Below are 21,880 nucleotides of genomic sequence, written 5' to 3' on the forward strand. Positions count from 1 at the left end.
CTTGAAAAGTGAGGTTTGAACAGGTTGGACTTGCACATTTTTGAAGTGTTCAGCATTATAGGCACCGTAGCTTTTGCAATGTCAGGTGCTTTCGTGGCAATGGAAGAGGAATATGATATTTTGGGTGTACTTGTGTTGGGACTTGTGACGGCCTTTGGTGGTGGTGTTATTCGTAATGTACTAATCGGGGTACCTGTCACAACACTATGGAGTCAGGGTGCGCTAATCATGCTTGCTCTGGTATCTGTTGCTGTTGCGTTTTTGTTGCCGCTAAAATGGATTGGTCACTGGAAGCGGACAGAGGCGCTGTTTGATGCGATAGGGCTAGCTGCGTTTGCCATACAAGGCGGACTGTATGCTGCCAATATGGGACATCCCATCAGTGCAGTAATCGTTGCCGCAGTATTGACCGGTATCGGCGGGGGGATCATTCGTGATTTGCTCGCAGGTCGCAAGCCGCTTGTACTGCGTGATGAAATCTATGCCGTATGGGCTATGATAGCTGGATTTGCAATAGGCATGGGATGGTTTACCTCGAATGTGGGTCTGTTGATATGTTTTGCAGCTGTTGTATTATTCCGGATGTGTTCCGTACATTATAAATGGAAACTTCCTCGCCGTTCATTGGTAAGCACAGACTCTATTCCAACACAAAACACACAGGCTGGATTAAATCGTACGTTAAGCAAGGGGGATTAAACATGATACAAGTTTTGTTTGTTTGTCTCGGGAACATTTGTCGTTCACCGATGGCAGAAGCAGTACTACGCCACAAAATAGTAGAGCGGGGTCTCAATCACCAGATTCAGGTGGACTCGGCTGGTACGGGAGACTGGCACATCGGCAAGCCGCCGCATGAAGGGACACGGAATCTGCTGGATACATACCAGATTTCTTATGCCAATATGGCCGCGAGACAATTTGGAAGTGCTGACTTTGGGCAGTTTGATTATATTGTCTGCATGGATGATTCCAACGTGGCCAACGTGCGCAAAATGGCAGGCGGAGCCGAAGCGGATATTTTAAAATTCATGGACTTGCTACCGAATGAATCATTACGCGAAGTTCCTGATCCTTACTTTACGGGTAATTTTGAAAAAGTGTACAGGCTGGTGGATGCGGGATGTAATGTACTCCTGGAGCGGATTCAAAAGGATCATTCACTCGCTTAATCTTATACCATTACTGAATTGGCTGAAAAAAGAACAGCAACAGGCTAATGCAAGCAGGAGATTCCTGCTTCTTTTTTGAATTTATATGTAAGCGGTATCATAGAAGAGTAAGAAAATAGCGGCATTTTCAGCCGCATGTGTTCTTAGTAAACTAGCTTTCCTGGAGGTAATAAAGCAAAGCCTCAGGAAGTTCATTCTGCCAGAATCCCCATTGGTGATGTCCGTCTTTTTCTCGATAAGAGACGAGTGCACCGCGTTTCTCCAGCAAATCACGAGTATCCCTGTTCAATTGAACAAAATCATATGTGCCGGTATCTGCTTCAAACGCAGTTTCCTGCAACCCGACAATCATCCAAATGGATAACCAGGACAAGTCTTCTTCAGCCGCATAAATTTCTTGAGAAGCGGAGTAGAAGGCCCCAGACAAGCTAATGACTCGTGTAAACAGATCAGGATAGAGCAGGGCGAGATGCAGTGAAACACTGCCTCCAAGGGAATCGCCGGCAAGCACTCGTTCCTGTGGTGAGCGTCGTACAGGATATTTCTCTTCAATATAGGGAATAATCTCTTCAGCAAAGCATGCGGTATACGCTTTGAACCGATTTCCGAAGGGAGCATACTCCTGGGTTCTGACCGAAACATCAACTTGAACACCCACAATAATGAAAGGTTCTGCACCCTCGTCTAGAATGATCCGGTTGGCAGTCGTGGCGATTCGCCCAAAGTTGAAGAATTCTTCGCCGTCCTGACAATAAACGACAGGGTAACTGAGCAATTCGTTATAGCCTGGCGGAAGATAAATTCGAAGTGTGCGCTTCTCTCCAAGATAGCGACTATCGATCTCTTCCTTTACAATCGTACGTTTCAAATAGCGGGAATCCGTCATAAAACGTCACCTTTCTCGGTTTATTTTTGCATTCGTCCACGCAATACGGTAAGATTAACCTTGTGCGGGGATAGGTCAAACACGCAATCATGTATTATGCTGTTATACCAATATTAAGCCCCTGTTATACATACAATCCGGAAGGAAACATAAAAAAATTACGGATATCTTTGACGTATGCAGTGAAACAGGTGTATAATAATATTATAACAGCGGAACTTGATATTCAAATTTTTTGTTGAGGTGAAGAAAAAAATGAGCAAGGTTCCTTATGAAGTGTATACGGAGGATGTAGAAGCTCTGTCCGTGCTGTCTCCTGACGGCGAAATTGTAAACAAAGACATGATGCCTAAACTTTCCGACGATCAATTAAAAGAAATTATGTACCGCATGGTATTTACCCGTACTTGGGATGACCGTGCAGTAAACCTGGGCCGTCAAGGTCGTCTTGGTTTCTATGCTCCAGTATCTGGACAAGAAGCAACAATGGTTGGTAGTGAGTTTGCACTTGAGAAAGAAGACTTTATTGCTCCAGGCTATCGCGATATTCCGCAACTCGTGTGGCACGGACTTCCTCTTTATCAAGCATTCTTGTACTCCCGTGGTCACCAACATGGTGGACAAATTCCGGATGGCGTTAATGTATTGATGCCGCAAATCATCATTGGTGCACAAATTCTGCACGCAATGGGTATTGCTATGGGTTACAAATTAAAGAAACAAAAACAAGTTGTTATTACTTACACAGGTGATGGCGGTTCTTCCGAAGGTGACTTCTATGAAGGTCTGAACTACGCTGGTGTTTATAAGTTGCCTGTTATCTTCTTCGTACAGAACAATGGTTATGCCATCACAACTCCTTTTGCCAAACAAACGGCAGCTCTGTCCATCGCTCATAAAGCGGTAGCAGCAGGAATCAAAGGTGTTAAAGTTGACGGTATGGATATCTTCGCAGTTATCAAAGCTGTTCAGGAAGCTGCTGAACGCGGTCGTAATGGCGAAGGCGCAACTCTGATCGAAGCTGTTACTTACCGTTTCCGTCCTCACTCCCTTTCTGACGATGCTTCCAAATATCGTACAAAAGAAGAAGAGGCAGAATGGAATGCAAAAGATCCAATCGCACGTTTTGCTAAATATCTGGAGAAAAAAGGTCTGTGGACTGAAGAAGATACAGCACGTGTGAAAGAAGAAGCAAAAGCTAAAGTGAACGAAGAGATCAAAAAAGCGGAAAAAACCGAGAAAATGACAATTCCAGGCTTGATCGACAGCATGTTCGAGCAAACGCCTAAGCACTTGGAAGAGCAAAAAGCTGATTTCCAATAAGTTTTTTCCGATAAAGCATAAACATCCGGGACGGATTCCGGGGTCTCGGTATACATGTATGAATTCAAATGTGAACTGTCAATGTTTAAGGAGGAAATGAAGCAAATGGCACAAATGAACATGAAAGAAGCAATCCGTGATGCGCTTCGCGTTGAATTGAAACGCGATCCTAACGTTCTGCTTTTCGGTGAAGACGTAGGTAATGTAGGTGGCGTTTTCCGTGTAACGGAAGGTCTCCAAAAAGAATTTGGCGAAGAGCGTGTATTTGATACACCACTTGCTGAATCCGCTATTGGTGGTCTGGCTGTAGGTCTTGGTGTACAAGGCTTCCGTCCAGTTGCCGAAATCCAATTCGTTGGATTTATCTTTGAAGCACTCGACCAAATGGTCGTTCAAGCAGCTCGTATGCGTTACCGTTCCGGCGGTAAATACAATTCTCCAATCGTATTCCGTACACCATTCGGTGGCGGTGTAAAAGCGGCAGAATTGCATACGGATGCCTTGGAAGGTCTGCTCGCGCAAACTCCAGGTATCAAAGTTGTTATTCCTTCCAACCCATACGATGCAAAAGGTCTGATGATCGCTTCGATTCGCGACAACGACCCTGTATTCTTCATGGAGCACTTGAACCTGTACCATGCTTTCCGTGCAGAAGTGCCTGAAGAAGATTACACTGTAGAACTGGGTAAAGCGAACGTTGTTCGTGAAGGTTCTGATGTAACCATCGTTACTTACGGTATGATGGTTCACACTTCTGTGAAAGCAGCAGAAGAACTTGAAAAACAAGGAATTAACGTTGAAGTTATCGACCTTCGTACGGTTAGCCCGATCGATATCGATACCATCGTTGCTTCCATTAAGAAAACCAACCGTGCAATTGTTGTACAGGAAGCTCAAAAGAGCGCAGGTGTTGCAGCTGAAGTCATTGCCCAAATCAATGAAAAAGCGATCCTGCACTTGGAAGCTCCGGTTCTGCGTGTAGCTGGTCCGGATACTGTATATCCATTCGCACAAATCGAAGATACATGGCTGCCTAACCCAGCACGCATCGTTGCTGCGGTTAAGAAAGTCGTAGAATTTTAATAATTCAATCATCTGACATGCCGCAAGGCGCAGTATGGTGATTCACACCGCAGCGCAAGCTGCACTGAAAACAGCCATTAGCCCCTTAAGTAACAGTTATTTGCTTTAGCAGTAACGGTTGTTTTCATGGAGTTAAGGGTTGTTTTCAGGATTGAGCAGATAATCAAGGAGGTTTTTCAGTTGGCTAAATTTGAATACAAATTCCCTGAACTGGGCGAAGGCCTGCACGAAGGCGAAATCATCAAAATGCATATCAAAGTCGGTGATAAAGTAACTGACGATGATATCATCATGGAAGTACAGAACGACAAAGCGGTTGTTGAAGTACCTTGTCCGGTAAACGGAACAGTAACTGAAGTGTTCGCAAAAGATGGTCAAGTTTGCCACGTTGGCGAAGTTGTTGCTGTTATCGATGCAGAAGGCGAACTGCCTGAGCAAGACGACGCTCCTGCTGGCGATCAAGGCGAGCAAGAAAAAGACGCAGCTCAAGGTGGAGCTGATACAAGCGGTTCTACTGCAGCAGCATCCAGCTCCGATGCAGCCAAAGAAGGCGGCAACAACAGCGTTCCGGCAGTACCTGCCAAAGACGTTCTGGCAACACCAAGCGTGCGCAAATTTGCTCGCGAACAAGGCGTAGACATCGCTCAGGTTAACGGTACTGGCAACAACGGTAAAGTAACCAAAGAAGATGTGGAATCCTTCAAAAATGGTGGCGGCCAATCCGCAGCGGCTTCTTCCGCAGCTCCGGCTCAAGAAGAGAAAAAATCCGCAGCACCGGCAGCGGCTTCAGCTGATCAACGCCTCGAAGAAGAACGCGTACCATTCAAAGGTATCCGTAAAGCGATCTCCAATGCAATGGTTAAATCGGCTTACACTGCACCTCACGTTACAATCATGGACGAAGTGGACGTAACTGAACTGGTTGCTTTCCGTACTCGCATGAAACCAATTGCAGAGAAAAAAGGAACAAAAGTAACTTATCTGCCATTCATCGTTAAAGCATTGGTAGCAGCTTCCCGTCAATTCCCTGCTTTGAACGCTATGATCGATGAAGAAGCTAACGAAATTGTTTACAAAAAATACTACAACATCGGTATCGCTACAGATACAGACAACGGCTTGATCGTTCCTGTTATCAAAGATGCTGATCGTAAGTCCATCTGGATGATTGCTGATTCCATTCGTGATCTGGCGGCTCGTGGCCGTGACGGCAAATTGAGTGCTAACGAAATGAGAGGAAGCACAATCTCCATCAGTAACATCGGTTCTGCAGGCGGTATGTTCTTCACTCCGATCATCAACTTCCCTGAAGTTGCTATTCTCGGAACTGGACGCATCAGCGAAAAAGCGGTTATCAAAAACGGCGAAGTTGTTGCAGCACCTGTAATGGCTCTTTCCCTGAGCTTCGACCACCGTATCATCGATGGCGCAACAGCACAAAACTTTATGAACTACATTAAACAGCTGCTCGCTAACCCTGAGCTGCTTGTTATGGAGGTGTAAGATATGGTAGTAGGCGACGCTTCTCTCAATATCGACACATTAGTAATTGGTGCGGGTCCTGGCGGCTATGTAGCTGCCATCCGCGCTGCTCAACTGGGCCAAAGCGTATTGATTGTAGACAAATCCGAGCTTGGCGGCGTATGTTTGAACCGCGGATGTATCCCATCCAAAGCCCTGATCTCTGCTGCACACCAATATGAGAATGCACTTCATGGTGAAGCATTCGGTATCTCTGCTGAGAACGTAAAAGTGGACTTCGGCAAAACTCAAGAATTCAAAAACGGCGTTGTTAAGAAAATGACTGGCGGCGTAGCTGGTTTGCTCAAAGGCAACAAAGTTGAAGTTTTCAACGGTGAGTGCATGTTCATCAACGAAAACGAAGCGCGTGTATTCAACGATCACGAATCTCCGCGTTACAAATTCAAAAATGCAATCATTGCAACAGGTTCCCGTCCAATCGAACTGAAACCTTTCCCGTTTGGCGGACGCATTCTGTCTTCGACAGAAGCATTGAACTTGCCTGAAGTACCGAAAAGCCTAATCGTTATCGGTGGCGGTTATATCGGTGCTGAGCTTGGTCAAATGTACTCCAAATTCGGTGCTAAAGTAACCATCATTGAAGGTTTGGATACTGTACTGCCAGGATTTGATAAAGACATGACTAGCCTTGTGGCTAAAAACATGAAGAAAACAGGCATCGAAATCGTAACGGGTGCAAAAGCTGAAAGTGCTGAGCAAACGGATAAAGATGTAACTGTTAAATATTCCGTAAATGGTGAGTCCAAAGAAGTAACTGCAGATTACCTGCTGGTAACTGTTGGACGTCGTCCAAATACAGACGGTGAGCTTGGTCTTGACATGATCGGTGTTGACGTTGACGAGCGTGGATTCGTTAAAGTTGACCACCAAGGTCGTACCAGCATTCCTCACATCTTCGCAATCGGTGACATCGTATCTGGTTTGGCACTTGCCCACAAAGCTTCTTATGAAGGTAAAGTGGCTGCTGAAGCGATCGCAGGACAACCGTCTGTAGTTGACTACAAATGTATGCCTGCAGTTGTGTTCACAGATCCTGAGTGCTCCAGCGTAGGTTACACAGAAAAAGAAGCCAAAGAAAAAGGCTACAAAGTAAAGGCTGGTAAATTCCCTTATGCGGGTAACGGCCGTGCTGTATCTTTGAACCATGCTGAAGGTTTCGTGAAAATCGTTGCTGACGAAGAAAGCGGCCTTGTACTTGGTTGCCAAATCGTTGGTCTGGAAGCTTCCAACCTGATTGCTGAGCTTGGCCTTGCAATCGAAATGGGCGCTACTTTGGAAGATCTGGCTCTGACTATTCACGCTCACCCAACTTTGGGCGAAATCGTGATGGAAGCTGCGGAACTGGTTATGGGTCACCCGATCCACATCATTTCCCGCTAATATCGTCTAAGCTTCGGATTCGTCCGGCATTATACGTATACGAAGGGACAGATAACGTGTTACAGCGTTATCTGTCCCTTTTTTATATGCAGATATTGTTCAAACAAGGATCATGCAATAAGAAGATCAATATGGTACACTATAACAACGTATTAAACAGGTTGTGACCCAATAGATGGACACTGTTTTTAAGTAGCGTAAGTGGGCAGAACTCGGTCACAGCGAGTATTTTCTGTTTGTTTAGTTTTTGTATGGAATGAAATAAAAAGTTATCGTAGTGGGGGAGTACAACGTGAAAAACTATCTCGATTTATTACAAGATATATTGGATAACGGTGTTCATAAAGGCGACCGTACGGGAACTGGCACACAGTCTGTTTTTGGCAGACAACTTCGCTATGATCTGTCGGAAGGTTTCCCTTTGGTAACCACGAAACGAATTCACCTGAAATCCGTCATTCATGAACTGTTATGGTTTTTGAGTGGAGATACGAATATTGCTTACTTGAAAGAAAACGGAGTCAAGATCTGGGACGATTGGGCCGATGAGAACGGCGATCTGGGCCCAGTTTACGGTTCACAGTGGAGAACATGGGAAGCACCCAATGGAGAGAAAATTGATCAAATCGCAGCGGTTATTGATTCAATCAAAAACAATCCGGATTCACGCCGTCATCTGGTAAGTGCATGGAATGTGGCAGAGATCAACAACATGAAGCTTCCCCCATGCCATTTTGCGTTTCAGTTTTATGTGGCTGAGGGTAAATTATCCTGTATGCTAACCATGCGTTCCGTGGATACATTTCTTGGGCTGCCGTTTAACATTGCGAGCTACGCCTTGCTGACACATATGATTGCCCAACAATGTGACCTTGAGGTGGGCGATTTCATTTGGTCAGGCGGGGACGTACACATTTACTCCAACCATGTGGAACAGGTGAAAACACAGCTCGAGCGTGAACCTTATGCTTTGCCTAAGTTGGTCATTAAACGTAAGCCCGATTCCATTTTCGATTATAAGTTTGAAGACTTTGAGTTTGAAAACTACCAGCATCATCCGGGCATCAAAGCTCCAATTGCAGTATAAGCAGACCTGAAGGAAGGAGTGTAGCATTTGAGTATTGAACTTGTATGGGCTATGGGCGAGAACGGTGTTATTGGTTTAAACAATTCGATTCCATGGCGTCTGCCCAAAGATATGGCTTTTTTTAAACAACGCACGTTGAACAAAACGATTATTATGGGGCGTAATACCTGGGAATCCTTTGGTGGTAAGCCGCTCCCGCAACGTCGGAATATTGTGGTTACCAGAGATCTGAACTACAAGGTGGAGCAGGCTGAAGTAGTGCATACCATTGAAGAGGGGCTTGAAGCGACCAAGGGCGATGAGCTATGTGTGATCGGCGGTTCGCAGGTATATCGCGAGTTTCTCCCTTTAGCAGATCGTCTGGTCGTTACCAGAATCCATGAAGAGTTTGAGGGAGATACCTTTTTCCCGGAAGTGGATTGGTCGGAATGGGAGCTAACAGAGCAGATTGAGGGCGAACAGGATGAAAAAAATGTGTATGCCTATACGTTTGAGTTTTATGAAAGAAAACACTAAGGTTTGCATAGGGCGAGTCTAAGTTGCCCCAAAAAGATACATCGCGATTCGTTTGATGATCAAGACGCTGATTTACGAAATATTCGTGAACAGCGTCTTTTTATTTTTTGTGAAAATAGGGCACAACATGCCATTTTCTATGGTTTACATGAATATAACATTTATAGCATTGAAAATTAGAGGGATGAACACAAAGATTATCACCAATTCGTTAAAAAGTATAAAAGTTATGGGGGTTCACCGTTGTAAAGCCCTAAATTCGAGTTAATATTCGGAAATGGGAAAGGATTCATGCTCAATCGCTTGGTTTTAATGGCAAATTAGCTCACATTCACATGACGTTTCAATTATTATCCGACATAATAAACGTTTGATTTGGCTGTTGGTTATAATTTTCGGTTCCAAAATAAGGGTATTGACCACAGGTAAACCTGACGATATGATGTATAAAATACAAATAATTATGCGGATAATCCATTTAATATTCAGTTGTCGAAATGCTACTATAATTGAAATATCTTCGAGAAGATTTTGTGATACAATAGACAAAAAACTCAGCATGAAGTAATCCATTTCATATAGAACCATGCCAATGAAGGGATTAAGACGAGAACGGATGGGGGAAAACGTAAGATGTCTACACCTACTGGATTTATGGAATACAAACGGCAGCTGCCTGCAGACCGGGAGCCGGCTGAGCGGGTTAAGGATTGGGAAGAGTTTCATAAACATATGGCTGAAGAAGAGCTCAGAACACAAGGTGCACGATGCATGGATTGTGGTACCCCGTATTGCCATACAGGTATAGATATGATTGGCGGAACGTCGGGCTGTCCTGTGCATAACCTGATTCCGGAATGGAATAATCTTGTATATCGCGGATTGTGGAGAGAGGCACTTGATCGTCTGCACAAAACGAATAATTTTCCCGAATTCACAGGTCGTGTCTGTCCGGCTCCCTGTGAAGGATCCTGTACCGTTGGCCTGATTGGCCAGCCTGTAACCATCAAAACGATTGAAGAAGCCATTATTGAAAAAGGTTTTGAAGAAGGATGGGTGGTTCCCCAACCTCCGGAGAAGCGTACGGGTAAACGTGTAGCGGTTGTTGGTTCTGGTCCTGCCGGCCTGGCTACTGCGGCTCAATTAAACAAAGCCGGTCATACGGTAACTGTCTATGAGCGTTCGGATCGTGTGGGTGGTTTGCTGATGTACGGCATTCCTACGATGAAACTGGACAAAAAAGTGGTTCAACGTCGTGTGGACCTACTTGAAGCGGAAGGCGTTCAGTTCGTGACGAATACGGAGATTGGCAAAGATATCCCTGCGCAGCAACTGGTGGACGAGTATGATGCTGTTGTACTGTGTGGTGGTGCAACGAAGCCGCGTGAATTCAACATTGAAGGAAGCGACTTGAAAGGCGTGCATTACGCCATGGACTTCCTGAATGGAAGTATCAAAAGTTATCTGGACTCCAACCTGGAAGATGGAAACTATATCTCCGCAAAAGACAAGGATGTCATCGTTATTGGTGGCGGGGATACCGGCTCTGACTGTGTAGCTACATCGCTTCGTCACGGTTGCCGGACCGTAACCCAATTTGGTACACATACACAGGCGCCTATGGAACGTGATCGCATTAATAATCCTTGGCCGCAGTTCCCGAATGTATATACACTGGATTATGCACAAGAGGAAGCCAAAGCGCTCTTCGGTCAAGATCCGCGTGAATTCTCCATCATGACAACTAAATTTGTTGGAGATGAAGAGGGTAATCTCAAAGAACTGCATACAGTTCAAATCGAGCGTATTGTCGATGAAACGGGTCGTAAGATCTACCAGCCTATCCCTGGAACTGAGCGTGTATTCCCTGCCCAAATGGCAATGATCGCAATCGGTTTTGATGGACCGGAGCAAACACTGGTTGAACAGCTGGGTCTTGCAACAGATCGCCGTACCAATGTAAAGGCTCGCTACGGCAAGTACAATACCAATGTGGATAAAGTATTTGCTGCAGGCGACATGCGTCGTGGTCAAAGTCTGGTTGTATGGGCTATCAATGAAGGCCGCGAAGCAGCTCGTGAAGTGGACAAATATTTGATGGGTGCCACTGTTCTTGTATAATCTGCATATGCAATAATTTGATATTATTATGGAAGTTACAAAACAACTCTCACTATAAGTGAGGGTTGTTTTTTTGTTATATCTGATGCACCTAGAACGTAAATAATTATTGCAAGTGTGAGGTAGAGCATTGCTTTTTAAGTCATAAAGACTTATTATTAGATTATAATAATTATAAATAAGAGAATAAATGACAATGACATCGTAAATAGAGAATGATATATCCGGAGGTGCAACCTGCTATGGCAAGAAACCGGGAGAAGTCCATTTCAGAACAGATATTTGATATTAAAAAGCAATTGGTAGATAAGGGATATAAACTAACACAACAACGCGAAGTAACGGTACGTGTATTGCTTGAGCATGAGAAGGATCATTTTAGTGCGGAGGAAGTGTTCCTGCTCGTAAAGGAGCAATTTCCTGAGATCGGGTTGGCAACTGTATATCGGACACTGGAGCTGTTAAGTGATCTTCAGGTTGTAGAGAAAATCAATTTTGGAGATGGTGCTGCCCGCTTCGATCTGCGAAGTACAGATGGCTCCCATCATCATCACCACTTGATCTGCACGGAGTGTGGAACTGTAGAAGAAATTATGGAAGATGGTTTGCTTCGTTTGGAACAGCAGATTGAACGTCAATATGGTTTTGCAGTGACAGATCATCGTCTTGATTTTCAGGGTGTGTGCAAGGATTGCCGGGAAAAGCAGGCCTTAAATGAACAGGCGGCAGGCTAAATTCATCCGTGAGGATGCTCCCGGAATCAAAATCTGATATAATAGGTTTCAGAAGCAAGGGGCTTCCGTGGGCGGAAGGCCCCTTTTTGCCGTCATGCGGACGGTGAAGGAGGAGAGATGGACGGATGAAGACACTGGTTATAGCGGAAAAGCCTGATATGGGACGAACCATTGCCGCCGTCATAGAACCAAGAGCCAAGAACAATCGCAGTTATCTTGAAGGTGAGCATTACATCATCACTTGGGCGATTGGTCACCTGCTCGGGCTTGCTGAACCGGATGCGTATGATACGAAATACAAGCGATGGAATATTGCCGATCTGCCAATCATTCCGGATCAGTTCAAAATTGTGCCCAATCCCAAAACGAAAGATCAACTGAAGATCATCGGAGAACTTGCTAAACGAGCTTCAGCGATCGTAAATGCATGTGACGCAGGACGAGAGGGGCAGTATATTTTTGCGCTGATTCAACAACAATTGAAGCTGCGTCAGCCCGTTAAGCGTTTATGGATCTCGGATCTGACTGCTGAAAGCATCAAACGCGGATTCGACGGACTGAAGGATGCATCCGAGTTCGAAAACCTGACACATGCTGCCCGGGCTCGAAGTGAGGCCGATTGGCTGATTGGCATGAATGCTTCACGTGCCTTTACGACTCGGCATAATGCGTTATTGTCTGTTGGGCGTGTGCAAACGCCGGTACTCGCGCTGATCTATGATCGGGAAATCGAAATTGAGGCGTTTCAGTCACAGACCTTTTATGAAGTGGCCGCCTGGTTTCGTCAGGAAGGCGTCGAGTATAAAGGTATGCGTCAGGGAGACAAGCTTACAGATGCTGAGGCTGCTGAAGCGATAGCCACGAGGGTAAAGGGCAAGACCGGACATATTTCCAAGTATGAGGCAAAGCAAACTAAGGAGTACCCGTACAGGTTATATGATCTGACTCTTTTACAGCGTGAGGCTAATGCGAAATACGGATACGGAGCAAAAAAAACATTGGATATCGCACAGGCCTTGTATGAGAAACACAAGGTCATTTCGTATCCGCGTACCAATTCCAACTATGTTACGGAACAGAATATCGAGGGTATGCACAAAACATTGAATCTGCTGAAAAACGGGCCATACAGTGAACTTGCAATTGGTGCTAAACCTGAATTGGTTCACAAAAACAACAAGGGCGTTTGCAATCCATCCAGGGTAGAGGATCACCATGCCATATTGCCTACGCTGAAGCGTCCGGGTACTTTATCCAAGGATGAGCAGAACATCTACGATTTGATCGTCAGACGGTTTTTGTCTCATTTCTATCCACCGGCAGAGTACAAACAGCATACTGTGCTTACAGAGGTTGAGCAGCATCAGTTCAAAACTTCCGTGAAGGAGCTGCTGTCACTGGGGTGGAAAGTGGTTTTGGCTTCTTCGGATCAGGAGCAGAATGGCTCTGGCAAGAAAAAAACGAAGAAGAGCAGCAATGAGGATGAAGATGTAGAGGAATGGACGGACAAGACGTTTTCGGTACAGCCCGAACTTCCAGTTCAGTGTATCAAAAGCGAGTTTAAGGAGAAAGCAACCCAACCACCCAAAAGTTATACAGAGGGAACTTTGCTGAAAGCGATGGAAAGCGCAGGCAAGCAGATTGAGAATGAAGAACTGCGAGATGCGATGAAAGACAGTGGACTGGGTACACCAGCAACACGTGCTGCTACCATTGAAAGACTTAAAAATGTTGGTTATATTACGATGCAGGGGAAAAAGATGCAGCTGACGCTTAAAGGCCGGACGGCGATTGAATTAATTCGCCGGGCAGGTGTGGATCTGTTAACATCCCCTGAAATGACGGGGCAATGGGAAAGAAGACTGTATCAGATCTCCAAGGGGGAAGCCGGACAGGACAAGTTTATGGAGAACGTCAAGAAATTCACCATGTCCATCATAGATAAGGTGCGTGTTCAGGCTCCTGCACCAGCTGATGCATTCGGGGAAGATTCACGTGGGGGGCGTGGTAAAGGCAAGGGAGCGAAAGCTTCAAGAGCCGGAACGAGAACGACGACCAAATCTGCCGCTTCAGCACCCAAAACATCACGTCAGACATCAGGAGCTGTCTCCAGATCGGGTAACACGGCTGGCTCAGTGGCGAAGGCGGCATCTGCACCTTACGGGAAATCCGGCGTTCGTGAACCCTTGGCGTCTTGTCCTTCTCCGGGATGCACCGGTCAGATTATTGAAGGCAAGAAAGGATATGGGTGTACCCGTTTCAAGGAAGGCTGCGGATTTGTCATCTGGAAAGAGTATGTCGGCAAGAAAATAACCAGTACGATGCTAAAGTCTCTGATTGAGAAGGGAAGCACACAGGTGCTGGCCTTTAAACGAAAAGACGGGAGTACGGTTAAGGCGCGCATTATCCTGCAGGATCTCACTTCAGGAAAGCTTTCTGCCGAAAGGCAGGAATCGTAGATCTGCTCTAAGGAATAACAATTATCCCAAATCGATACACAAAAAGGACCCTTAACCCAGGGTCCTTTTTTGTTGCTGTTGTTGAATATTTTCCTGAATGATCTTCGGTACCTCTTCCAGAGCAGTGATGGTATACATCGATGTTTCGGGATTCGGCTGAAGTTCAACGATATTATACTGCCATTCATTTGGCTGTTTGATATATATGCTGTGGATTCCAGCCGTTACCGCTGGCAAGATATCCGTGCGTAATGAATTTCCGATCATCCATGTAGTCCTGCGGTCGAACGGTCCGGAGGACAGAATGCTTTCAAGAGCTTCAACGTTTTTGTGTTGTCGGATATAGATACGGTCATCAAAATAAGCTGACAACTTCATCTGATCAATCTTCCGCTGCTGAATCACGGTTTCGCCACCGGTGTACAGATAGAGGGAATGTCCAGCGGATTGCAGGCTCTCCAGTGTCTCGACCATGTGAGGGTATGGTTCTACCTCCCGGTCGTATACACTCATGCCGAGCTTGGTAAGAAACGATTCTTCTTCAGATGACGTGGCTCTTGCATACTTTTGAGAGAAATAACGATACGTATCAATGAGGGACTCGGGAAAATGATGACTTGCAAATCCCACTTTGTTCACTCCGGTCACGTCAATCTCCAGTTGTTTCTCACGGATTTCCTGAACCGTTAATGCATGATGGTCAAACCATTCCTGCATGTTTTCAAAGAATTCACCCAGGACCAGGTTGAAATATTTGTTGCAATAGACGAGTGTATCGTCCAGGTCAAAAATAATATGCTGTTTAATGGTATTCACTTCAAATCACTCCTTGCAGCCGGCAACTCCAATGACATCCTCATTTATATGCGAATATAGGATTCCAGGAACATGTTTAACTCTGACACGCCATCCGGCCGGATACTGTATTTCTCTTTGCGGTTACTGCCGAGCAGATGGGTTCGCAGCAGACCTGCGATACGTAACGCCATAACCTGGTCTTTGACCATGTCTTCATCTTTGTTCAATTCTTCACACATCTCCGCGAGCGATTTCGGTTCATCCGATACGTAACGAAGCAAACGAAGTCGTTCGGGATCGGCCAAGGCATGCGTGAAACGCAGCAGACAGGTCGGCGGCTGGTCTTCATTTTCTTCAGGGACATCAACAGGATACTGCATAATCATCATGCCTTCATAGAAGCAGTACATATTGATTGGACGGTTATGTACTGTAGGAAACAGGATGACTTCGTCAAGTCCAGGCATGGGCTCCACGATAACACCTGCTGTTGCATATTCGATAAGCAGTTCCGGCCCCATTTTACCCAGAAGAGTGCGCTTCTCATCCGCGTCCTCCTCCAGCCAGGTACGATGATCTTCACTAATGCTTCGGCAGTAATGCTGATCCCAGAGACGAAGCAGCGGCACATAGCTGTCCCGAATGCGTGTTGTTTCTTCTATTGTAATACTCGGCAGCAGAGGAGATACACGTGCAAACAGCTCTTCTGCAGTCAGTTCCGCAAGCATGTTCAGGAAATCCTGATTTTCTGAAGAGCTAGTCCGATAGGCCGCCCATGCAAACAAGACATCAAAATCATCAAAAGGCCAAGTCGACGCAGGTGCGAGAGCAGCTCGTACATTGGAACTTAGTTTGCCTTCCACTTCAAGAATCCATTCGGGACCAACATCCAGATGTTGAATCCATTTTTTCGTGACATATACAAGAAAACTGTTCAGCATTTCATATATCGGTGAAACATCAATTTTAACATGATAAGTCATAACGATGCAGAATCCTCCCGTCACATCTAATGTACGCAGCGACTTATGTACTATTATGGCTTGTTTTGCAGGGCGTTGTCCACTATAATGTTCAAGTCCGGGGCAAATGCACCGGTGCAGCAACGCTTTATCATATAAATATGAATAACATGCGAAAAGTCGTCAGCGATGGCGATTTTTCTTTGTTTGTCCGCAGGAGGAATGAAATTCGTGTCATCGGTTAATGTCGCAAAATCATCACATTCTACATCTAACTATCTTATCCTAATCATCGTTATTGTTGTTGCAGGCATTAGTCAGGGACTATTGCTTCCGGTATTATCCATTTTTCTCGAGCAAAAAGGAGTATCCCCCGGATTAAACGGTCTTAATGCAGCGGCGCTGTATGTGGGTTCCTTTGCAATGACCTTGATCGCGGAACGGCTCCTTGGCGCTGTCGGTTTTAAGAAACTGATTGTCGGCGGTCTGTTATTTGTTATGTTTCCACTAATTCTTTTTCCGTATTTTCCGGACATTAAAATATGGTTTATCCTTCGTCTTGTCGTTGGTATTGGCGATAGCGCACTGCATTATGCTGCACAGCTCTGGGTGCTTCTCGTTACGGCTCCCGAAAAAAGAGGGCGTTACATATCGCTATACGGCATGTCTTATGGACTTGGTTTCAGTATAGGCCCATTGGGCATCAAGCTGCTTGGATTTGGCGATGCTGTCCCGTTCTGGGTTCTTTTCGTTTGTATGGGAGCCGTACTCCTGCTTGTATTAATGAAGCTTCCCGATACCAAGCCGGAAAAAGCAGAACATGGACAGCTCCCGGAACGTAGGTTTCGTCGCAGTTGGGCCTGGGCATGGTATGCCTTAATCCCAGCGCTATTGTACGGTTATATGGAAGCCGGGATGAACAGCAACTTTCCGGTTTACGGATTGCGTATTGGATTAGATGCCAATCAAATTTCATCGCTATTGCCATTTGTCGGGATCGGAGGATTATTTCTGCAGCTGCCTTTGGGTATCCTGAGTGATCGCTTTGGACGGAAAAGGGTGTTGATGTCTGCCGGCATTTTAGGTGGATTCATGTTCATGCTGGTACCTGTGGCAGGTACGCATTTCTGGTGGACTTTGGTCCTGTTAACCGTTGCAGGAGGTTTGGTCGGTTCTTTCTTCTCACTTGGACTTGCCTATGCGGCAGATATTCTACCTAAGGCACTCCTGCCGGCAGCCAACGTGGTGGCTTCGTTCCACTTTACGATTGGCAGTATTTTGGGACCGAATCTGGGTGGTCAAATGATCAATTGGATTTCGCCTGGAAGCATGTTTACCCTGCTTGGATGCATGTATCTGCTTTTTGGTGCTGCAGGTGTATTATTCCGGAATAAACCAATCCCCCAATCTGTGGTAAAATAGAAGCTGGTGTTCGCATGGAAATTGATGTCCATTTCCGAGTACACTATATAGTAGGGAAAAACATGGACAAGAGGAGACATCGCGATGATCAGAGTTGAGAATTTGAGTAAATCCGTTGGAGCGGACCGTGTTCCGGTTCTGCGGGATATACGATTTGATATGCAACAGGGTGAAATGATCGCAGTAATCGGTTCCAGCGGTAGTGGAAAAAGCATGCTGCTTAAGTGCCTGGCCATGTTGGAGAAATGGGATGGCGGCCGATTTACGGTTGACGGTGTCGAAATTATAAAAGAAGGCTGGTCCGGTAAACGGAAAATTAAGCGTGAATGGGCATACTTGGAACAGAATCCTCAGCTCTATCCTAGGCGGACGGCACTCAAGAACGTATTAATCGGTCGATCGGGTCAGACGCCTTGGTGGAGAATGGTAACTGGCATGGTCCGTTCGGATGATTATATGGGAGCCATGGATTATCTGGAAGGGTTAGGACTCTTGGATAAAGCACATCAAACTGCGGAAAAGCTTAGCGGCGGCGAGAAGCAGCGTGTTGCCATTGCCCGTGCTCTCGCACATGGTGCCAAAGTAATCCTTGCGGATGAACCTGTAATTGGACTTGATCCGCACACGGCAGATACGGTTCTCGAAACTTTACGCAAACTGTGTGAAGAAGAACGTGCTACAGTCATCGCGGTTTTACCGATTGAAATGGCGGAGAAACATGCAACACGCATCTGGGGTCTTGCGGATGGCAAGATTGCTTTTGATATACGTGGACGTAGACTGACGCAAAAAGAAAAAAACATGATTTAAACTATTGAAATGAGTGATGAAATTGCTTAACTCACGATGGGGACGCCTGTTAGCGTGTGGAGCGGTCACAATCGTGCTTGGCTCTGTTCTTAGCGGATGCACGGTCATAAGCGACCCCAAGGGCTTGATGAAGAAACCCATGCTATCCATGGATAAAGAAAAATTATTTTATGTTGTTCAGAAGGAGCAACCGCCTGAGAGCGCACTTATTCGCCCCAAAGACATGAACAACACCAGCATGATCCGTGTTGAAGATCTCGACGGTGACGGGACCCGTGAAGCTATCGTATTTTATGAGACCCCCAATGAAAATGTTCGCATCCATGGCATGTTATTGGAGGAACAGGGAGATACGTGGGTTAAAAAGCTGACGTTTGATGTGCCTGGCAGCGAGCTTCAATCCTTCAAAGTATTGGACATTACGAACGATGGGAATCCGGATATCATTCTTGGTGTGAGTCTGCAAGAACAAAAAGCACTGACAGCATACTCATACAAGGGCGGTGCACTTGAGCAGGTCTTGGGTGGAGTTCCATATAACCAATATATTATAGATGATTTACAAGGAAACACACTGGATCTGAACGGGGATGGGAAAAATGACTTTGCCATTGTAGCCCTGAATAACAGTGGTTTCGCAAGCATTGCTTTATATCAATACGATGAAGGCAGCTTTAAGGAAGTGGATCGTCTTCAAACCGATTATACGGTAAAAGAGATCTACAATGCTTTGGGTGGAGAGATTGCTAAGGATAAGATGGGGATTGTGCTGGACGCAGAGCTGGATGACCGCAGTTCGTTTTCACAGATTATTTATGTGAAGGATAACAAACTGGTGAATGCGTTCAAATCGCCTGACCAAACCTATAGAGATGACAAAATTTTAAGCGGTGATTTCAACAATGATGGTATTATTGAATTTGGGCTGAAGGAAACTCCAAAAGGCTGGGAACATTATGTATTTGATTCACGCATGTGGTTCTATACCTTTTATCAATGGGATGGCAAGGATGGGAAAGAATTTGTCTCGTTCCAGTACCGTGATGATGCCAATCTCTTTCATTTAAACTTAAAACCTGAGTGGTACGGTAAAATCACGATTGACACCAAATCGGAAAAGGAAAAATATATTCGATTTAAAATGATTGATACAGATGAAACCGTAGGTGAAATCAAGTATTTCACACTTTCCCAGTGGGAGCAGGAAAAAGGGAAGAGGTGGAAAGAAATTACCCGTACGAACGATCGGGTGATTGCTTCACGCAATGCGCAGGATAGCAACGAGGGATTACTGGATAATATGTCTCAACTGAACAGAAAGGGAGAACTTAATGAGTAAAGTACTTATTCTTGAGGATGAAGAATCCATCCGCAGTTTTATAGTCATTAATTTAAAAAGAAACGGGTTCGAAGTGCTTGAAGCCGGAGATGGGCATGAAGCGCTTCGCATTCTGCAGACTGTACCGGATATTGATCTGGCTCTTCTGGATGTGATGGTACCTGGAATTGACGGTTTTGAGGTGTGTCGTCGTATTCGCGAAACCAATGAACGTTTGGGCATTATCTTCCTGACGGCCAAGGTTCAGGAACAGGACAAAGTATATGCTCTCTCCGTTGGAGCAGACGATCATGTAAGCAAACCCTTCAGTCCAACGGAACTGATTGCGCGTATTCAATCTTTGCTGCGCAGAGTGAACGTACATCGGGAGACCGCTGCTAAGGTAACCTTCCAATCCGGTCCGTTTTCGCTTGATTTGATCTCAAAACAATTCAAGAAACAAAACGAATTAATCGAGTTAACGCCAACGGAATTTTCACTTATTCAGTTCTTCCTGGAAAAAGAAAATACACCGCTTAGTCGTGATTTGCTGCTGGATCATGTCTGGGGTAAAGAGTATATGGGTGACCCGAAAATCGTGGATGTGAACATCCGTCGCTTGCGACAAAAAATTGAAAACAATCCTTCCGAACCTGAATACCTGCAGACAGTATGGGGTCATGGGTACAAATGGAAGGGCCGGGAGCAATGATTAAAAAGGGTATCACCAGACAGATTGTATTGCACTATTTTTTCGTAGTTCTGCTTGCTCTGTTATTGGTGGAGTTTATTTTTATGCTCGCGGTGCAGCGATATTATTATGAGAGTATCTATAACACCATCAGCTCTCATATCTCCATGTCCAAAGACTTCTTGGAGCCTATTGCACGAGAAGATAATGCGGATAATGGGAATCTGTCCAAATTACTTACGAATTTGAATTTTTCCAGAGCAGAGCTTGAAATTCTTGACCTCAACGGACGGGTGCTAGCGAGCTCAGCGGCCTTTGAGTCTGACCGGGCTGTATTGCAGACAAGTGATATCATGCAGGCGATGAACGGCAATACAGGCCGATGGGTCGGCAGACAACCGGGTACCGGAGAGCAAGTCATGGCTGTTTCTCAAAAAATTGACCTGGGCGGGGAAAATACTTACATTGTAAGATACTTGACCTCCCTCGAAAATGTTAATTCCAAGCTGCTGGTTATGGGATTGCTTGCCGTTGCCGTTGGTGTGGCCGTTCTGGCTATCGTTCTGATTATCAGCATTGGGATGGCGAACTCCATTGTTCGCCCGATTAACAATATCACTGCGGTTTCTGCACAGATGGCCAGAGGGCGTCTGGATGTCAGGGTCAAAGGGAACTACAAGCATGAGCTTGGTGAATTGGCTTCTACGCTGAATTTTATGGCTCATGAGATTGTCCGGAGTAACCAGATCAAGGATGATTTCATTTCTTCCATTTCTCATGAACTCAGGACACCTCTGACCAGTATCAAAGGCTGGAGTGAGACGCTGGATTCGGGTGGTTATGACCCGGATGAGACCCGCATTGGGATGAGTATTATTTCAAAAGAAACCGAGCGTTTGATTGGACTTGTCGAAGAGATGCTGGATTTCTCCAAGCTGCAGCAAAACCAAATGAAACTTGTCAAAGGGACAGTCAGCATTCGTGAGATCGTACAGGAAACCATGTTAAACGTTTGGGCCAAAGCTGAACAAAAGCAAATACATTTGAAGCTGGATACAGATGAGACTCGTGCATTTAATGTGTACGGGGACGGTAATCGGCTGAAACAAGTATTTCTTAACATCGTAGACAATGCAATCAAATTTTCCCATGAAAATTCTTGGATTTACTTGTCGGTAAAAGAAGAGGATGGGAAGATCATAGCGGCTGTACAGGATACAGGGATCGGAATCAGTGAAGAACATCTGATCAAGGTTCGCGACCGTTTCTTCCAGGTGAATCACCAGAACGGTGGAACAGGATTGGGACTGGCCATAACGCAGGAACTCGTGGAATTGCATGAGGGAACGATCATCATGCAAAGCGAACTCGGGTCGGGTACAACCGTTACCATTGCACTTCCTGCGTTGCCGGAAGAAGAGATGGAAAGCGAGCATCAAGCGTATGACAGCACTCCTGGTCCCGGACAGGAGACAAGGATACAACAGAATCAATCGGATCCGGAAGATGTGTGAGATTTAATGAATACACCAATACAAAAAAAAGGCGAGCCATTAACGGCTCACCTTTTTTTTGT

The 21,880-nt window shown here is 45.5% G+C and carries 19 protein-coding genes; 16 read left to right on the forward strand and 3 right to left on the reverse strand.

The window, feature by feature from the left end:
* Positions 1-30: 30 nt before the first annotated feature.
* Positions 31-699, forward strand: a complete 669-nt coding sequence (locus AB3N00_RS00585; protein ID WP_413035149.1) for a trimeric intracellular cation channel family protein — start codon at positions 31-33, stop codon at positions 697-699.
* A 2-nt stretch (positions 700-701) separates the two neighbouring features.
* Positions 702-1,172: a low molecular weight protein-tyrosine-phosphatase gene (locus AB3N00_RS00590; RefSeq protein ID WP_413032811.1), complete on the forward strand. Its 471-nt coding sequence runs from the start codon at positions 702-704 to the stop codon at positions 1,170-1,172.
* A 151-nt stretch (positions 1,173-1,323) separates the two neighbouring features.
* Here AB3N00_RS00590 and AB3N00_RS00595 read toward each other — a convergent pair whose 3' ends face one another.
* A complete protein-coding gene (locus AB3N00_RS00595; protein WP_413032812.1) occupies positions 1,324-2,058 on the reverse strand; it encodes an alpha/beta hydrolase in 735 nt (244 codons plus the stop codon).
* A 255-nt stretch (positions 2,059-2,313) separates the two neighbouring features.
* Here AB3N00_RS00595 and pdhA point away from each other — a divergent pair, with 255 nt between their 5' ends.
* From pdhA to AB3N00_RS00640, 9 genes are all read left to right on the forward strand, one after another.
* Positions 2,314-3,381 (forward strand): pyruvate dehydrogenase (acetyl-transferring) E1 component subunit alpha, encoded by a 1,068-nt coding sequence (gene pdhA, locus AB3N00_RS00600; protein ID WP_175399014.1) that lies wholly within the window; start codon positions 2,314-2,316, stop codon positions 3,379-3,381.
* Positions 3,382-3,486: 105 nt separating this feature from the next.
* Complete coding sequence (locus AB3N00_RS00605; protein WP_175399013.1) at positions 3,487-4,464, forward strand: alpha-ketoacid dehydrogenase subunit beta; 978 nt, start codon at positions 3,487-3,489, stop codon at positions 4,462-4,464.
* A 180-nt stretch (positions 4,465-4,644) separates the two neighbouring features.
* Complete coding sequence (locus AB3N00_RS00610) at positions 4,645-5,967, forward strand: dihydrolipoamide acetyltransferase family protein (protein ID WP_413032813.1); 1,323 nt, start codon at positions 4,645-4,647, stop codon at positions 5,965-5,967.
* Positions 5,968-5,970: 3 nt separating this feature from the next.
* Entirely contained in the window at positions 5,971-7,386 is a 1,416-nt protein-coding gene (lpdA, locus tag AB3N00_RS00615) for a dihydrolipoyl dehydrogenase (RefSeq protein ID WP_413032814.1), read from the forward strand.
* Positions 7,387-7,678: 292 nt separating this feature from the next.
* Entirely contained in the window at positions 7,679-8,473 is a 795-nt protein-coding gene (gene thyA, locus AB3N00_RS00620) for a thymidylate synthase (protein ID WP_413032815.1), read from the forward strand.
* Between the two features lie 27 nt (positions 8,474-8,500).
* Entirely contained in the window at positions 8,501-8,989 is a 489-nt protein-coding gene (locus AB3N00_RS00625) for a dihydrofolate reductase (protein WP_413032816.1), read from the forward strand.
* Between the two features lie 633 nt (positions 8,990-9,622).
* The gene (locus AB3N00_RS00630) at positions 9,623-11,110 is read left to right on the forward strand and encodes a glutamate synthase subunit beta (RefSeq protein ID WP_413032817.1); all 1,488 of its coding nucleotides are present in this window, start codon (positions 9,623-9,625) and stop codon (positions 11,108-11,110) included.
* Between the two features lie 242 nt (positions 11,111-11,352).
* On the forward strand, positions 11,353-11,844 hold the full coding sequence (locus tag AB3N00_RS00635; RefSeq protein WP_413032818.1) for a Fur family transcriptional regulator: 492 nt from the start codon (positions 11,353-11,355) through the stop codon (positions 11,842-11,844).
* A 125-nt stretch (positions 11,845-11,969) separates the two neighbouring features.
* A complete protein-coding gene (locus AB3N00_RS00640) occupies positions 11,970-14,303 on the forward strand; it encodes a DNA topoisomerase 3 (protein WP_413032819.1) in 2,334 nt (777 codons plus the stop codon).
* Positions 14,304-14,354: 51 nt separating this feature from the next.
* On the opposite strand, the gene AB3N00_RS00645 is transcribed toward AB3N00_RS00640, so the two are convergent.
* Together AB3N00_RS00645 and AB3N00_RS00650 are read right to left on the reverse strand one after the other, a co-directional pair.
* Positions 14,355-15,119, reverse strand: a complete 765-nt coding sequence (locus tag AB3N00_RS00645) for an HAD family hydrolase (protein WP_413032820.1) — start codon at positions 15,117-15,119, stop codon at positions 14,355-14,357.
* Between the two features lie 44 nt (positions 15,120-15,163).
* Complete coding sequence (locus tag AB3N00_RS00650; RefSeq protein WP_413032821.1) at positions 15,164-16,084, reverse strand: ArsR/SmtB family transcription factor; 921 nt, start codon at positions 16,082-16,084, stop codon at positions 15,164-15,166.
* Positions 16,085-16,285: 201 nt separating this feature from the next.
* Between AB3N00_RS00650 and AB3N00_RS00655 the strand changes: the two genes are divergently transcribed.
* From AB3N00_RS00655 to AB3N00_RS00675, 5 genes are all read left to right on the forward strand, one after another.
* Positions 16,286-17,485 carry an MFS transporter gene (locus AB3N00_RS00655; protein WP_413032822.1) on the forward strand — a complete coding sequence of 400 codons (1,200 nt, stop codon included), beginning with the start codon at positions 16,286-16,288 and terminating at the stop codon, positions 17,483-17,485.
* Positions 17,486-17,569: 84 nt separating this feature from the next.
* Positions 17,570-18,295: a phosphonate ABC transporter ATP-binding protein gene (locus tag AB3N00_RS00660; RefSeq protein WP_413032823.1), complete on the forward strand. Its 726-nt coding sequence runs from the start codon at positions 17,570-17,572 to the stop codon at positions 18,293-18,295.
* Between the two features lie 127 nt (positions 18,296-18,422).
* Positions 18,423-19,634 carry a hypothetical protein gene (locus AB3N00_RS00665; RefSeq protein WP_413032824.1) on the forward strand — a complete coding sequence of 404 codons (1,212 nt, stop codon included), beginning with the start codon at positions 18,423-18,425 and terminating at the stop codon, positions 19,632-19,634.
* Positions 19,627-20,325: a response regulator transcription factor gene (locus AB3N00_RS00670; RefSeq protein ID WP_095286490.1), complete on the forward strand. Its 699-nt coding sequence runs from the start codon at positions 19,627-19,629 to the stop codon at positions 20,323-20,325. Before AB3N00_RS00665 ends, AB3N00_RS00670 begins: the two co-directional genes overlap by 8 nt.
* Positions 20,322-21,818 (forward strand): sensor histidine kinase, encoded by a 1,497-nt coding sequence (locus AB3N00_RS00675; protein WP_413032825.1) that lies wholly within the window; start codon positions 20,322-20,324, stop codon positions 21,816-21,818. Before AB3N00_RS00670 ends, AB3N00_RS00675 begins: the two co-directional genes overlap by 4 nt.
* Positions 21,819-21,880: the final 62 nt, after the last annotated feature.

It is taken from the genome of Paenibacillus xylanilyticus (genome assembly GCF_047246825.1).
GTDB classification, from domain to species: domain Bacteria; phylum Bacillota; class Bacilli; order Paenibacillales; family Paenibacillaceae; genus Paenibacillus; species Paenibacillus xylanilyticus_B.